This window comes from Vibrio wakamikoensis, from assembly GCF_050337275.1.
Classification (GTDB): Bacteria; Pseudomonadota; Gammaproteobacteria; order Enterobacterales; family Vibrionaceae; genus Vibrio; species Vibrio chaetopteri.
Genome location: NZ_JAKJST010000025.1, coordinates 68,456 through 83,744, shown reverse-complemented (window position 1 = coordinate 83,744; position 15,289 = coordinate 68,456). Strand labels below are relative to the sequence as shown.

The window sequence follows — 15,289 nt, the reverse complement described above, 5'->3', positions numbered from 1 at the left end:
ACACGCACTTAATCGCTGAGACAAGTGCGCCACTTAGATTTATTACTACCTATTTAATACGGACATTGCTAGGTAACACATGAAAGAGTTGTATCATGTCACTACTTATGAGCATTGTCGGAATCATCGCACTGCTATCCGTTGGTTTTCTTTTCTCTGAAAACCGTCAAGCCATCAATAAACGTACTGTCCTACTTGCCCTAACTGCACAAATTAGTTTTGGTGCCTTCGTTATGTTTGTCCCCCTTGGTGAGCAAATTTTGCAAGGCATGTCGAATGGCGTCAATCACGTTATTTCCTACGCTAATGAAGGTCTAGCGTTCGCTTTTGGCGGCTTAGGTAAGTTCGAAATGGGCTTCATTTTCGTTATCAACGTACTTTGCGTCATCATCTTTATTTCGGCACTTATTTCGGCATTGTATTACCTCAACATCATGCAAACGCTGATCAACGTAATTGGTGGTGTACTAACCAAGGTACTTGGCACGTCAAAAGCAGAATCACTTAGCGCAACCGCAAACATCTTCGTTGGTCCTATTGAAGCGCCATCTATGATTCGTCCACTCGTCAAAAATATGACTCGTTCAGAGCTATTCGCTGTGATGACAGGCGGTCTAGCAAGTGTCGCTGGCGGCACCATGATTGGTTATATCAGCTTAGGGGTGGATCCAAAGTACATTATTACTGCATGTTTTATGACTGCGCCCGCAGGCCTGCTGTTTGCAAAGCTACTGTGTCCACAAACAGAGGAAGTTACCACTGACAAAGCCATTAAAGTTGATGACAAAGACGCTCCAAAATCGCTTCTCGATGCCATTACTGAGGGCTCTCTGGTCGGTATGCACCAAGCAGCAACCGTAACCGCACTCGTCATTTCTTTTGTTGCGTTAGTGGCACTACTTAACGGTATTATCTCCGGTCTTGGTGGCCTTGCTGGCTTCGAGAATGCGAGCCTTGAACTGATTATTGGCTACATCCTGTCACCACTTACATTCCTAATGGGTGTGCCATGGAGCGAAGCGGTTACCGCAGGCGCTCTTATTGGTAAGAAGATTGCTGTAAACGAATTTGTTGCTTACATGAGCTTTGTTGAAGTCAGCGAAACCTTGTCAGCAAAGACTCAAGCTATCATTGCCTTTAGCCTGTGCGGCTTTGCCAACATTGGCTCGCTCGCCATGGTGATTGGCGGTATTGGCGCTATGAACCCAGAGCGTCGTCCTCTGCTTGTTGAAATTGGCCCACGTGTACTATTTGGCGCCATTCTAGCGAACTTAATGTCAGGCACTATCGCTGGCCTGCTTATCACTCTGTCTTAAGGAAAAACTCCATGCCTACTCCACATATTAATGCGAACAAAGGTGACTTTGCAGAAACGATTCTAATGCCAGGTGACCCACTTCGCGCTAAGTTGATTGCTGAAACTTACCTAGAAAATCCGCGTTTGGTGAGCGATGTTCGCAACGTATACGGCTATACCGGCACTTACCAAGGTAAAGAGATCTCTGTTATGGCTCACGGTATGGGTGGACCTTCAGCAACGATCTACTTTCATGAGTTAATGACTGAGTTCGGCGTTAAAAACTTCATTCGAATCGGCAGCTGTGGTGCCATTCACGACGATGTAAAACTGAAAGACGTTATCGTCGCGATGGGTGCATCGACCGACTCTAAAATCAACCGTATTCGTTTTCGTGATCACGACTACGCCGCGCTCGCTGACTTCAACATGCTGCAAAACTGTGTATCCGTGCTAAGCGAAACCGACATGAGCTACCGTGTGGGTCAGGTGTTCTCTTCTGATCTATTCTATCGCCCAGATTTCGATATGTACGAGCTTATGGCTAAGTACGGCGTACTAGGTGTAGAAATGGAAGTGAACGCGCTTTACTCATGTGCTGCTGAAAATGGCTGTAAAGCAATTGCAATGTGCACAGTGACCGACCACATCACTAAAGGTGAACACCTCACCGCTGATGAACGTCGCACAGAGCTGCACGAAATGATTAACGTGGCGCTAAAAACCGCGTTGACGCTGTAATCATTATCAAGCCCAGCATTTGGCTGGGCTTTTTAATGGCTCGCTATTGAAAAGCCACTTTTTAGATAAGTCGTATTTTAGCCATACGGTTTTAGGAACTGAGATGACAAATCAAGCCTTTGTTGCCAATCTTTATCATGCCCCAATCAAAGGGACATTCGACTATATCGAACAGGCGTGTATTGAAATTGATGGTTTGGGAATGATTACCCAAGTATTATCACCCAATCATTCAGACTACACGCAGCTCGTCGAACAACACGAAAATAATAGTAGCTTAACGCGCTTAGCCGACCATCAATACTTGCTGCCGGGTCTCGTTGATCTTCATACTCACGCACCGCAATGGCCTCAAGCAGGCAAAGGGCTGGATCTTCCGCTGCATGATTGGCTAAACCAGTACACTTTTCCACTAGAGAGCAGCTACAGTGATCTCACATTTGCCGCTCGAATTTACCCAGAATTAGTAGACACACTGCTTGCACATGGCACCACAACCGCCATGTACTTTGCCACAATTGACAGTGCACCATCAGAATACCTTGCGCGTGTGTGTAAAGAGAAAGGACAGCGCGCGCTGGTCGGAAAAATCTCTATGGATGAAAAGTCGATGTGTCCGGATTACTACGTTGAATCATCAACGCAGCAAGCGCTCTCTGACGCAGAAGCTTTCATCCAAAATGTGAATGAAATAGATGCACAGCAAGGACTGGTTTATCCCGTCGTCACACCTCGCTTTGTACCGACATCAACCAAAGCACTACTAGAAGGTTTGGGCAAACTGGTTTCCCACTATCAATGCCACGTGCAAACTCACGCCTCAGAAAGCGATTGGGCTCGAGATTTCACAGAACAAGCCTATCAAAAAACGGATGTTGAGTTGTACAACGAAACAGGACTACTGACTCGTAAAACGGTGCTCGCCCACTCAATCTTTCTCAGTGAAAGTGATAAAGAGACCATCAAATCTGTTGGCGCAGGCATTGCGCACTGCCCACTCTCCAACATGTACTTTGCCGATGCAGCATTTCCACTAAGAGAAGCTCTCGATAAAGACCTTCATGTCGGTCTAGGCTCCGATTTATCCGGCGGACCACTGCCTTCAATCTTCCATGCGGCCTTAGATGCAGTGAGTCACTCTCGCGTGCGCGAAGCGGGCACGAATACCCATATCATGGAACAGCGCGGCGAAGCAAACACGCGCGTGTCATTCGTGGAAGCATTCTGGCTTGCGACTCATGGCGGTGGCCTGACGCTTGATTTACCTGTTGGCGTATTCAAGCCCGGATACTGCTTCGACGCACTTGTGGTTGATAGCAACACCCAAGGTAGCCAAGTTCGCGTTTATGATGATCTCGATAGCGAGCAAGACATCTTAGAGAAAATCATTGTGCACACCACCGAACCGGCGATTTCATCGGTTTGGGTCAATGGTCGAAAAGTGAAGTAGCTTCAATGCCTGCATGGTTTGCATAGCAAGGTAGTATAGAAAGTAATAGCCCGCGCTTAATACGCGGGCTATTTTGTATTTGAACGTCTCTGTTTAGCGAGAATGCTCGAAGGACTTAAGTTCTATACAGAACCTTCACCACATGCCAACCAAACTTAGTCTTCACCAAGTGTGGTACTAACGTCTCGCCCGTGAAGCAAACCTTATCAAATTGAGGTACCATTTGGCCTTTACGGAACTCGCCTAAGTCGCCGCCTTTTTTGCCTGATGGGCAAGTAGAGTACTTTTTCGCAAGTGTTTGGAACTTAGCACCTTTCTTCAGCTGTTTGATAATATCTTCAGCTTGCTCTTTGTGTTTAACCAAAATGTGAAGTGCTGCCGCAGTTCTCGCCATGGGTTGCCTCGATCTTTATTCGACTATGGGATGATAAGTGGCGCTGAGTGTAATTCAAAATGAGATGCAAATCACGTTTACTTTTCGCGCAACTAAAGTTTTTCGAGCAACTGCCGCATTAACATTTGCTAGGAAAGTTTATAAAATCAATCTATTGGCAAATAGAGAAAGCGATATAATGAAAGCAACCATCAGTAAGGCAAATCAATCACAGGGCATGTTGTTGTTTACCCTCAACATGCAAAAGCAGCGCTTTGCCATCGGCACACTCAAGGTACGTGAGATCGTTCCTTTCATGCCGACAACACAGATCCCCTACTCACATCAACACGTGGTAGGAACGGTGAGTATTCGCGGCCTGACGGTGCCCGTGATTGATATGGCAGCGGCTATCGGTTTTCGTCCTATTGCGCCAGAAGAGTACAGTAGTACCTATCTAGTCGTTACAGACTGCCTACGTACCGTCGTAGCCTTCATGGTGCGAGAGATAGACAAAATCATCGAATGTGATTGGAAGTCGATTGAACCCGCCCCCGAGAGCAGCGGCAAAAATGTGTTTGTCACTGGCGTGACACGCTTCAACGACCAAATCGTCCAACTGCTGGATGTGGAGCTGTTGCTATCTAAGATTTACCCACAATACGCCGATACCAAAATTCCTATGCTCACCGATGTGCAGAGGGAGCGAATTAAAGCACTCAACATCTTGCTGGTTGATGACTCTTCTATTGCCCGGAAGCAGCTTGGCGATGCACTTAACCAAATTAATATTCCGTTCGATATTTGCAAAGACGGCAACAGCGCGCTCACCTTTATGCGCAATAAAGCTGAGCAAAACGATGCTATCGACATTCTTGTGAGCGATATTGAAATGCCAGGGTTAGATGGCTATGAGTTAGCATTTGAAGTACAAAATGACCCCAAATTGGGACATGCATATCGCATACTGCATACGTCGTTATCTAGTGAAATGTGTACCGAACGTGCTCATCAGGTGGGTGCTCATGAAGCATTAGTGAAATTTAACGCGGGCGAACTGATTGAAGCGATGTTGCGCGGTGCTGAGCAGCTTACTGCTCACTAATCCTTTTTTTTGATACCGACGCCGCTTTCCCATTGCACTTTGCCATTAGAGAAATGCGGCGCCGTTGATCAACGTTTAACTAGTTAGCGTCGTAATTGTTGTTTGGGGCAAACGAGAAGCCCTGACCGCCAATAGATGCTTCATACATTAGACCGCCCTTGGTCATAGTAAACACCGCCATCCCATTAATGTAAGTCGCCTGACTTTGCTTATCGCCCGCTTGTGCTCCAGCACCAGTAGAACCCGCTTGCGCACTCGCGCCTAATGTCAGAGCCACAGCGGAAGCTTGCGCGCCAAATTCAAAGCTGCCGCTGGTGAATGCGTAGTAATCCGCCTTGCTCTCAAAGAAAATAATTTCGCTGTAAGCCTGGGCTCCAAGTTGCAATCCAATACTTAGCTGCGCCAATGTTGAATCGCCCACATGCATACCTTGTTGGTACACTTGCCCTTCACCATAGGAACCGCCAATACCGAAGCCGCCCTTGCCGACAGTCGGGAATACCGCGTAGCCGTAAGCGTTTTCAAAAAATGGTAAGGTTGCTGGGGCTTGTTTGAACTTATTGAGTGTCGCCTCATATTTGCTACTTGATTCAGCACCCTTTGAATTGCTGTCATGACTTGTATCTTGTGCTTTTTCCTCTGAGGTCGTTTCTTCTGCTGCAAATGCGTTAGGGGAGAGTGCCAAACAGGCGGCAAGAAAATAGGGTGTGGCCTTTACTAACATATGATTTCCTTGTTTAAGGTCGGTATTACGTCAAAGCTAAACTGAGTTTTTAGACGACATGCCTTGCGGTTAGTTCAACTCGGCACCACAAATTGAAGCCGCTCTTTTGCACCCAACAAGAATCAGCTCTACACTAAGCAATAGCCTAGACAATTCATAACATAATGAAAACTATGATAAAGAAGCTATTAGTCAATATCACCTGCATTCTGCTTGGCGTACCGCTGCTATTGGTGATCTTCTTTAAGTTCATAAACCCACCTATTTGGGGATGGAAGATTGCCCGTACTGTGTCACCACCGGAGGGTTACCCCGCTCAAGTCCATCAAACATGGACGCCACTAGAAAACATCTCATCGAATATGCCTAAAGCGGTGATAGCATCCGAAGACCAACGATTTCCCGATCACAACGGTATCGATGTTGTTGCACTGTGGAATGTCATATCTAACAGCGGTGCGGCAGGTCCGAGTCGTGGGGCAAGTACCATTACCCAACAAACGGCCAAAAACGTATTCCTGTTTCCGAGTCAAACGTATATCCGAAAAGCCTATGAACTGTATATCGCGCTACTGTTAGAAGTGATTTGGGGCAAGCAGCGCATTATGGAGGTGTATCTTAATGTCATTGAATTCGGCCCTGGGATCTATGGCGTGGAGGCCGCTAGTCAGCAATTTTTCAAAGTACCGTCTTCTCAATTAACCGCGATTCAGGCAGCACAGCTTGCTGTTGTACTGCCAAACCCTTATCGAATTCGCCCTACCCCTATGTCTGATTACGTGAACAAACGAACGCACTGGGTAGTAACGCAAATGAACAATTTAGGCCCGCTTTCGCTTTAATGGTTCAATGACAGGTTTGAGCAAAGACCACAAATCTCTGCGACATCGAAGCTCTGTGACATAGAAGCTCTGTAACCTAGAGGCTCACTGGCAAAGCTAGTTGTCTAAGGGTGTAACGCTGCGTCCAAAACGTCGAACCTGGCTCATCAGCAATACTACCGCCATTAGTAACGCAGACATTAGATAGAAACGTCCCAATGCCAGCTGATTAGTAACCCAATACTCCACTAAAAATCCACCAAGCACGCCTGCAACAACCATTTGTATCGATCCTGAAAGTGCCGAAACCGAACCCGCCTGAGTCTTATGTGGGCCTAGTAACAGAGCAATAGAGATTGGAAACGACAATCCTTGAGCAATTGTCAACACAGTGAATGATAGCAGTAGATTGAATACGGTCATCTCTACCATTAGCAGCCAAAGCCCAGCCATTGCGGACAAGGCAATCGCTAGAAATAAGATCCAGCTGTTTGAAAAGTAACGGTTCAGAATATTGAGCGAGACACTTCCCATCATTAAGCCTGCCGATGGGATAATCATGATCGACCCATATTCCGCTGCAGTCAGACCCAGTTCGTGCTGCATTAAAAACGGAAACAGGCTGAGTGATACCACGGCAGTAAGGTAGCTGATCCAGTTATAGCTCGCACTTCCAATGACTTGAGGGTTTACAATCAATTTAGCGTACGTCTGCATGACTTGTTTAGGTTTAAAGGCACGCGGTGCATAAGGTAAGGTTTCTGGCAGGATAAACCAGCCCAAACTAAAGATTGCCACCAAGTACACCAACACAAAGACAAACACCGCTTCCCAATCTAAATGAAATGCGATCCAACCGCCAAACATTGGGGCAATAATAGGCATCACCGACGCCGTTACTGAGATGTAAGACAAAGCTTTGGTGAGCTGCTTTCCGTCATAACTATCACGCAGCACACTCCGCCCTAGCACCGAGGCACTGCCTGCACCTAAGCCTTGCAACAGCCTACCAAACTCAAGCACAGCGAAGTGATCACTGAAGACGATACACAGCAAGGTACCCAGCAAATAAACACCTTGCCCCAGAATGAAGACTGGGCGTCGGCCGATAGCATCTGACAAAGGCCCATAGAAGAGTTGTGACAGACCAAACCCGACCAAAAACAAGGTCACCAGCATTTGAACGTCGGCATGACCCACCGCAAGTGACTCACTAATGAGAGGCAGTGAAGGCAGATAAATACTGACACCAACTTGCCCCGTTGCAATGATCATCATCGCAAGCAGCATTGGTGTTTTATTGAATGATTTTGGCTTTGTTTTATTCATACACACATTCTATATTGCGTATGAATCATTGATAATACACCATAAAGGAAACAGAATACGTCCTGTTAGGAAATAATAAGAGGCTGAATATGGATTGGATTTCGTGTATCAACACTTACATTCGAGTAGTCGAAGAAGGAAGCTTCAACGGCGCAGCTCGCCGTCTCAATACCACCAGCTCAGCCATCAGCAAGCGGGTCCACTGGCTTGAAGAACGCATTGGGGTACAGCTTCTCAAACGCACTACTCGCTCAGTGACCCAAACCGAAGCGGGTGCCCTTTTCTACCAGCGCGCCAAGGACTCGCTTGACCGATTTCAGTCCATTATCGATGAAACTCGATCCGTCAATGAGACGCCAGCAGGACTTCTAAAAATCGGCGCAACCATTGCCGTTGGATCTAAATTCCTAGTTCAATATCTCAACGATTTTCTTATCCAATATCCAGACATTCGGATCCAGCTCACCACTACGGTTCCTGGTGCGATGCCTGACAGCAACCTGGATGTATTCATCAGCCGAGAGCTCGACACCCTCAATACTCTCAGTATTAAACAAACCCCACTGTTTGAGCAAAGAATTGGCTTTTACGCCGCCCCTTCCTACATTGCTAAGTTTGGTGAGCCACAAACGGTGGAATCACTCAAGCAGCACAACATTTTGATTTGGGGAGAGCGCCCGCAACGAGAATACAAAATTTCCAAGAACCAGCGCATCATGCTTTCTGGAAACTTTGCGACCACCAATCCAGAAGCGCTGTTTTACGCGGCCAAAAGCGGCATGGGTGTGCTCATTAGCAATGACATCATGATCAAAGAAGATGTCAAATCTGGCGCCTTGATTCGCGTACTGCCAGAGATCCAAGCCATGGACTCGACAGTCTACGCCTACTACCCCAAACTCGACTACGACCACACGCGAACCAAACTGTTTCTCGATTACATTAAAATGCGTCTCGCGCAATCGAACGAGGAGTCGTAATCCATTCCATCAAAGCGCTTCTAACAGACGTACCACACAGCATCGTTGCCCTAAAATGGTCACACTGCACGGGTGAAGTGCATCTTCACCTTGGTAAGGAATGACTCAATGCTATAGATCGCGACAAACAAACATGAGAAAAACCAGAGTACGTGCATCATGATCACGAACCATGCGTTTTTCCATTCAGATGCCGTAATTACAATAGCTTGCATACCAAAAAAGTAGATCATCACTCCTAGAATTAAAGCTAGGCTCAAAGAAATCACGGTAATAAGTGGAAACCATTTCGTCATGGGAACCTCCAAAAAGTTGAATTAAGTTACAAATGCTATGTGTAACCGAGCACAAATAGTGCCACTTTTTGTATGGGCATAGATGTGTTCAAATTTTTCGAACTAGATGCTCAAACAAACCGCCTTATACAACATCACCCCAGTGTCTAAACTGACCCCATAGATTGAGAAGCAGACGTTGCTTCTGATAGAGAGGATAACCCCATGTCGAATACACTTGTTTTAAAATCCAGCATTCTTGGCGACTATTCACAGTCTAATCAAATCATTGCACAAGCAATCGAAGGTAAGCCAAACGTAACAACACGCGATCTTGCTGCTGAGCCAGTGCCGGTTTTGGACATGGCAGTAGCAACAGCCCTTCGCAGCGCCGGTGACGATCTATCAGACGAGCTAAAACAGATCGTTGAACTGTCTGATTCATTGATTACTGAGCTTAAGCAGGCAGATACCGTCGTGATTGCTGCGCCAATGTATAACTTCATGATCCCAACGCAGCTTAAGAATTACTTCGATCTTATTGCTCGTGCAGGCGTCACCTTTAAATACACAGAGACAGGCCCTGTTGGTCTTATCGACAACAAAAAAGTCGTTGTTTTGACTACTCGCGGTGGCATTCACAAAGATACGCAAAGAGATAGCATGCATGATTACTTAGCGACGATTCTTGGCTTCTTGGGTATGACAGACGTAGAGTTTGTCTATGCGGAAGCGCTGAACATGGGTGATGAACCAGCGGCTGAAAATAGAGCCTCTGCATTGGAAGCGCTTAGCCAGTTGGTGTAACTCGCCTTTCAGGTTGCATCAAGCGTAGTTCGGAGAAGTGGTGGGTTGGCCTAGCGTCACTCACCACTTTTTGTTGACGGTAACAAATATCAAAGGGTAGCGGCTTTCTGTAGCTGCATTTTCCGTTTGAGATCACGAGCAAACTCTCGAAGCTGCCGCGCGTTATCAGCATACTGCTCATCGCCGCAAACTCTACCGTTATTGGTTATATCAGGGCTCGAATAAATCGACAGCAGTTCTGATTCGTAACTCATAATAGTACCTGCACCGCCGCACTGATAACCTCTCGCATAAGGTTTGAGCCTATCTTTGTTCATTTCCGAAGTATGCTGCTCTAACGTTTCATCAAGAACTTTGAACCATGAGCGATCGTCATGCCAAGCCCAAGAAAGATGGCCTAATTCATGCTCTAACGTGTATTCATCGGCATACTCAGACAGCATAAAGAATTGACTATTTTCATCCGGGTTGGTGGTACCAATAGTGTCATATTCAAAATAGCCATCCTCATCGGCGAGGATCACGCCATAAAACTGATTAGGAAGCCGTTCAATGTTGCGTACCTTTTCTTCACCAACGCGCTTCGTCAGTTGGCGTCTTATTTGGTCGATATCAAACAACGACGCCGAGTTAAAATCGACGGTTTCTACCGTCGCCAATGTTCGCTTCATGGGAATGCACGAGTTTCTCATTATCACATTGCTTTTACGAACCGACTTATCTAACTCAGTATTGACCTCTTCAAGGCCATATTTATCTACAACCATTTTGGAAACGAAGAAGAAAATAGGGGTTTCGATCACCTCTTCCATCGTGCAGTCTGGGATCTTCATTCCTGGTACATCGACTTTGTAGAATAACGGGATCAAAGTAAGCGATAAGCAGCCGACAATCATGGCGCTTTGAATTGAAATCAGTTTTTTCATTATTATGCACATTCATTGATATCACTCTATCCTACCCGACTGAGTACGATATGGCGTATAAGCTTGGTGAAAACCCAAACTGGCTCATGAATTTACATTGATTTACTAACACTGACGTAAGGTTACATTGCAAGGAGTAGAGTTAAAGCTCAATAGGAGCGTTATGATGAAAAAACTCTATTTTATGGTGCTCACCCTCGTACTGGCTGTCATCTTGATATGGCTTCAAGCCGAACCCCCATTGTTTACTTATGAGACCTTTATGCCTTGGCGCAGTGCTTTACTTCAACTGACGGGCATTGTGTCTGTGTTGCTGTTAACGATGACCATGCTTCTGGCAATGAGATTGCCGCTGTTTGAGCGTCTTACTCGAGGTCTGGACAAATCTTATCGCTTACATAAATGGACGGCCATTTATGGCGTCGTTATTGGTGCGATCCATTGGTTACTTGCAATTGTCCCAAAACAACTGGTTAGTGCCGGTGTTATGGAACGCCCACAACGAGGGGTAGGTGTACCTATCGATCCGGACTCGCTTTACGCAATCATTCAGCCACTTAGAAGTGGTGCAGAAAGCTTAGGGGAGTGGACGCTGTATCTGTTTATCGGCCTAACACTGCTAGCGCTTTTTGTCCCAATTAAGTACAAGCTATTTAAGTGGACACACAAGCTCATGGCTATCGCTTTTGTTGCGATTGGTTACCACTCTTTGGTGCTGCTCAAACACGCTTACTGGGGCAACTTAATCACACCCGTCACGGTGATCGTCGTTGTCGCAGGTATTATCGCGGCCGTTTGGAGTCTTGTAGGCAGGATTGGTCATCGCCGCAAACACACAGGCGTAGTGACTAGTGTTGAATACAACAAAGAAAACCAGACAACCAAAGTTGTGGCTGAGCTTCCTAATTGGCGTGGACACAAGGCTGGGCAATTCGCGTTTCTCAAGCTTGGTGATGAAGAACCTCATCCATTTACCATTGCCTCATACGATGACCATAGTCACCAAGTTAGCTTTCTTATCAAAGCACTTGGGGATTTTACTGCCGATATCCAAAACCGCGTGACAGTAGGTCAGGCCGTTGAAGTAGAAGGACCTTATGGCCAATTCGATTTCGAGGACAACAAGAAACAAGTGTGGATTGCCGGAGGTATTGGTTGCGCAGCGTTTAAGGCCAGACTGGAGCAGTTAGCAAAACAACCAAGAGATCAAAAAGTGGTGTTTTATTACTGTACTCAAGCGCCGTCACCGTTACTAATACAGGAAATGAAGCTAGCCGCACTGAGCGCTAATATAGAGTTTCACCTTATCGATAATAGGCTTACCCCGTTTTTATCGATTGAGCAGATCTTGCAGCAACATCCAGATCTGTCAGAACACAGCATCTGGTTTTGTGGCCCCGTCGGATTCAAAAATGCTCTACAAGGTCAGTTGAAGGCACTCAACATGAAAACAACCGCTTTCCATGCTGAGCTGTTTAACTTTCGATAATGGCTGGCGAAGCTAAATCGGATACAAGAACACAAAAGGCGCACATCGCGCCTTTTTGGTTGTTCCGTTTTTTTGCCTGATTGTGCCTCTTTAGGAAGATGAGCTACCCATCCATTGCGACTCAGTTTAGGCTCACTTCTACATCAGACTTGATGGTGCTAGAGCAAGCAAGAACATAACCGCTTTCTCTCTCTTCATCAGACAGAGTTTCATAGCTCGACGACTCTACTTGGCCAACTTTTACCTTACATTTACAAGAGCCACAGATGCCACTTCGACAAGCTGCAATGACTGGCACGCCGCCTTTCTCTAAAGCATCAATGAGCAAGCTACCTTCGTCTGCTTCGACTTCTACGCCAAAGTCTGGCACAGCTATTTTGACTGTTCCCTCACCCGCTTCTGCTGCAACTTGAGCTGGCGTAAAGCTCTCTTGGTGAAACTGAGACATGTCAAACTGCACCTCTTCCAGAGCCGACTTAACCGCTTCCATAAAACCAGTTGGTCCACACAAATAAATTGTGCGCTGCTGAAAGTCTGAAACCAAAGCTTTTAACCACTCAAGACTGATCAAACCTTGAGGAAAATCTGTTCCCGCATTGTCTTCAAGCAACATATTGAGATGAAAACTCTCTACGCTCTGATTTAGCTCCATCAACCTATCAAAGTAAATCGCATCGAGTTTGCTTTTCGCCAGATGCAAAAACTCAATATCGATATTTGCCCCCTCAGCTAGCCATTGGTCAACCATTGACATCACAGGCGTCACACCACAACCAGCGCTGATCATCAGCACTTTTTGCTTTGGCGTACAATCGACATTATTGAACTGACCCACAGGCGCTTGAGCTTGCACTTTTTGGCCAACCGACAACGTATCGACAATGTGATTTGATACCAGACCATCGGGGACGCGCTTAACGGTAAATTTCAGTCGACTGTCACCCGGGATAGAACTAATTGAGTAGGCACGAAACGCTGTGTTACCTTCGATATCAAAACCAAGCGAGGAGAATTGCCCTGCTTTGAATTGAAATGAGTCACTCGCTGAATCACTCGACAGCTCAAACGATACCGAATCCGGCGTCTCAAACCATTTTTTGGTACAGGTTAATTGGATTGTTTCTGAATGGTACCAAGCCATTTTCTGCTTCTCCTAAAACATGAAATGGCGCACCAAAGCGCCATTTCAATCACTGCTGATTATGCTGCCAGAATAGTTTTTAAATCGTTTTCAACCGTGGAGATACCACGCATATCGAATTTCTGTTGCAGAATACTTAGCAAGTTATCCGTTAGGAAAGCCGGCGCCGTTGGTCCTGTGTAGATACCTTTTACGCCAAGCGCAAACAGGGTAAGTAGAATCACAATCGCTTTTTGCTCAAACCAAGACAGGACTAAAGTCAAAGGCAGTTCATTGATACCACAATCAAATTCCTCTGCCAGTGCAAGCGCCAACTGGATTGCAGAATAAGCATCATTACATTGGCCAACATCCAATAGACGAGGAATGCCGTTGATGTCACCAAACTGATTTTTGTTGAAGCGGAACTTACCACAAGCCAGGGTCAAGATGACGCTGTCTTCTGGAGCTTGAGCCGTAAAGTCTGTGTAGTAGCTACGTTCAGACTTATCGCCATCACAGCCACCGACTAGGAAGAAGTGCTTGATTGCGCCTGCTTTCACTTGCTCCACAACCGCAGGTGCGGCTTGCATCAATGCATTACGACCAAAACCTACGGTGATCATCTGTTCAATCTCATCATGCTGGAAGCCGTCTTGAGCCAATGCACATTCGATCACTTGTTTAAAATCATCACCCTCGATGTGCGCAACGCCAGGCCAACCAACAATGCTACGTGTGAATAGACGATCAGCATATTGACCAACATTCGGGTTTAGCAAACAGTTTGAAGTCATGACGATGGCGCCAGGGAAATTAGCAAATTCTTTCTGTTGATTCTGCCATGCGCTGCCGTAGTTACCTGCAAGGTGTGGGTATTTTTTCAGCTCTGGGTAAGCGTGAGCTGGAAGCATCTCACCATTGGTATAAACGTTGATACCTAGCCCTTCGGTTTGCTGAAGGATCTTCTCAAGATCATGAAGGTCGTGACCAGACACTAGGATACACTTGCCTTTGATAGTCTTGACGTTCACCTGAGTTGGCTCTGGGTGACCAAAGGTGTCCGTTTCGCCTTTGTCTAGCATCTCCATGATCTTATAGTTCATAAGACCAATCTGCATTGAGGTGTTTAGAAGCGGCTCTAAGTCAACAGGGTCAGTACCGAGCCACGCCATGATCTGATGATACTCGCCATACACTTCCTCATCCGTTTGCGATAGCACACGAGCATGCTCTAAATACGCCGCTGCACCTTTCAAGCCGTATAGGCAAAGTAGACGCAAGCCAATCACATCTTCATGCAGACTGTCATGACCACGGTTTACCGCCGCCGTCGGCGCAAACGCTAACAACGCTTCTTTTGTTGTTGGCAGCTCAAATTTCGCAGCAGGAGACAGCTCATCAATGGCTATACCCTTAACCAGCGATGCCGCTTGTACTTTTTGTTGAAGTCGCGCTTTATAATCAGCAGCTTGAGTAGAGAGCTCAATAATGCGCTCTGGGTCGAAGTTAACGTTCGTCAGTGTAGAGAAGAAAGCTCTAGGCGCCCATTGATCGATATCTTGGTCAACGATGCCAAATTTACGACCTTGATCGGCCCAGAAAGAAACACCCTGTAGGGTATACACTAATACGTCTTGTAGGTCAGACACTTCTGATGTTTTGCCACACATGCCTTGTGTGTATGAACAACCCTTAGCAGCAGGGGTTTGAATGGTTTGTTCGCATTGAATACAGAACATAATAAGGACTCCAGTATATTAAGTCGCGCTTTGGTACGTAGCCAGCGCTGATTATTTCCTGCAGCTCTATAGCATAGTCTGTGCCATAATTTATCTTGCTGTTTTTTATG

General features: G+C 46.2%; 15 protein-coding genes. 8 read left to right on the top strand and 7 right to left on the bottom strand.

The annotated features are described in order from the left end of the window. The first annotated feature begins 95 nt into the window (after positions 1-95). The 3 genes from L4C42_RS15385 to guaD all read left to right on the top strand — a co-directional run bounded on the left by L4C42_RS15385 (position 96) and on the right by guaD (position 3,488). On the top strand, positions 96-1,316 hold the full coding sequence (locus tag L4C42_RS15385; protein ID WP_418642504.1) for a NupC/NupG family nucleoside CNT transporter: 1,221 nt from the start codon (positions 96-98) through the stop codon (positions 1,314-1,316). An 11-nt stretch (positions 1,317-1,327) separates the two neighbouring features. Then, entirely contained in the window at positions 1,328-2,038 is a 711-nt protein-coding gene (deoD, locus tag L4C42_RS15380) for a purine-nucleoside phosphorylase (protein ID WP_112463061.1), read from the top strand. A 103-nt stretch (positions 2,039-2,141) separates the two neighbouring features. Further along, positions 2,142-3,488 (top strand): guanine deaminase, encoded by a 1,347-nt coding sequence (guaD, locus tag L4C42_RS15375; RefSeq protein ID WP_353498940.1) that lies wholly within the window; start codon positions 2,142-2,144, stop codon positions 3,486-3,488. Between the two features lie 115 nt (positions 3,489-3,603). Here the strand turns inward: guaD and ppiC are convergent, their stop codons facing one another. Beyond that, positions 3,604-3,882, bottom strand: a complete 279-nt coding sequence (gene ppiC, locus L4C42_RS15370; RefSeq protein WP_353498939.1) for a peptidylprolyl isomerase PpiC — start codon at positions 3,880-3,882, stop codon at positions 3,604-3,606. 178 nt (positions 3,883-4,060) lie between these two features. On the opposite strand from ppiC, the gene L4C42_RS15365 reads away from it, so the two are divergent. Continuing rightward, complete coding sequence (locus tag L4C42_RS15365; RefSeq protein ID WP_353498938.1) at positions 4,061-4,966, top strand: chemotaxis protein; 906 nt, start codon at positions 4,061-4,063, stop codon at positions 4,964-4,966. Between the two features lie 79 nt (positions 4,967-5,045). On the opposite strand, the gene L4C42_RS15360 is transcribed toward L4C42_RS15365, so the two are convergent. Further along, a complete protein-coding gene (locus tag L4C42_RS15360; protein ID WP_353498937.1) occupies positions 5,046-5,690 on the bottom strand; it encodes a lipid-binding SYLF domain-containing protein in 645 nt (214 codons plus the stop codon). 164 nt (positions 5,691-5,854) lie between these two features. Here L4C42_RS15360 and mtgA point away from each other — a divergent pair, with 164 nt between their 5' ends. Then, positions 5,855-6,532, top strand: a complete 678-nt coding sequence (mtgA, locus tag L4C42_RS15355) for a monofunctional biosynthetic peptidoglycan transglycosylase (protein WP_418642526.1) — start codon at positions 5,855-5,857, stop codon at positions 6,530-6,532. A 96-nt stretch (positions 6,533-6,628) separates the two neighbouring features. Here the strand turns inward: mtgA and L4C42_RS15350 are convergent, their stop codons facing one another. Continuing rightward, positions 6,629-7,840 carry a multidrug effflux MFS transporter gene (locus tag L4C42_RS15350; RefSeq protein ID WP_429761116.1) on the bottom strand — a complete coding sequence of 404 codons (1,212 nt, stop codon included), beginning with the start codon at positions 7,838-7,840 and terminating at the stop codon, positions 6,629-6,631. 89 nt (positions 7,841-7,929) lie between these two features. On the opposite strand from L4C42_RS15350, the gene L4C42_RS15345 reads away from it, so the two are divergent. Further along, entirely contained in the window at positions 7,930-8,820 is an 891-nt protein-coding gene (locus L4C42_RS15345; RefSeq protein WP_353498934.1) for a LysR family transcriptional regulator, read from the top strand. 59 nt (positions 8,821-8,879) lie between these two features. Here L4C42_RS15345 and L4C42_RS15340 read toward each other — a convergent pair whose 3' ends face one another. Continuing rightward, positions 8,880-9,116: a hypothetical protein gene (locus L4C42_RS15340; protein ID WP_353498933.1), complete on the bottom strand. Its 237-nt coding sequence runs from the start codon at positions 9,114-9,116 to the stop codon at positions 8,880-8,882. Positions 9,117-9,320: 204 nt separating this feature from the next. Here L4C42_RS15340 and L4C42_RS15335 point away from each other — a divergent pair, with 204 nt between their 5' ends. Next, positions 9,321-9,902 carry an FMN-dependent NADH-azoreductase gene (locus L4C42_RS15335; RefSeq protein ID WP_418642528.1) on the top strand — a complete coding sequence of 194 codons (582 nt, stop codon included), beginning with the start codon at positions 9,321-9,323 and terminating at the stop codon, positions 9,900-9,902. 89 nt (positions 9,903-9,991) lie between these two features. Here L4C42_RS15335 and L4C42_RS15330 read toward each other — a convergent pair whose 3' ends face one another. Beyond that, positions 9,992-10,828 carry a hypothetical protein gene (locus L4C42_RS15330; RefSeq protein ID WP_429761113.1) on the bottom strand — a complete coding sequence of 279 codons (837 nt, stop codon included), beginning with the start codon at positions 10,826-10,828 and terminating at the stop codon, positions 9,992-9,994. 166 nt (positions 10,829-10,994) lie between these two features. On the opposite strand from L4C42_RS15330, the gene L4C42_RS15325 reads away from it, so the two are divergent. Next, the gene (locus L4C42_RS15325; RefSeq protein WP_429761111.1) at positions 10,995-12,317 is read left to right on the top strand and encodes a ferredoxin reductase family protein; all 1,323 of its coding nucleotides are present in this window, start codon (positions 10,995-10,997) and stop codon (positions 12,315-12,317) included. A gap of 121 nt (positions 12,318-12,438) precedes the next feature. On the opposite strand, the gene L4C42_RS15320 is transcribed toward L4C42_RS15325, so the two are convergent. Both L4C42_RS15320 and hcp read right to left on the bottom strand, forming a co-directional pair. Beyond that, positions 12,439-13,458 carry an FAD-binding oxidoreductase gene (locus L4C42_RS15320; protein ID WP_418642531.1) on the bottom strand — a complete coding sequence of 340 codons (1,020 nt, stop codon included), beginning with the start codon at positions 13,456-13,458 and terminating at the stop codon, positions 12,439-12,441. Positions 13,459-13,517: 59 nt separating this feature from the next. Further along, complete coding sequence (gene hcp, locus L4C42_RS15315; RefSeq protein ID WP_353498928.1) at positions 13,518-15,179, bottom strand: hydroxylamine reductase; 1,662 nt, start codon at positions 15,177-15,179, stop codon at positions 13,518-13,520. Between the last annotated feature and the right edge of the window lie 110 nt (positions 15,180-15,289).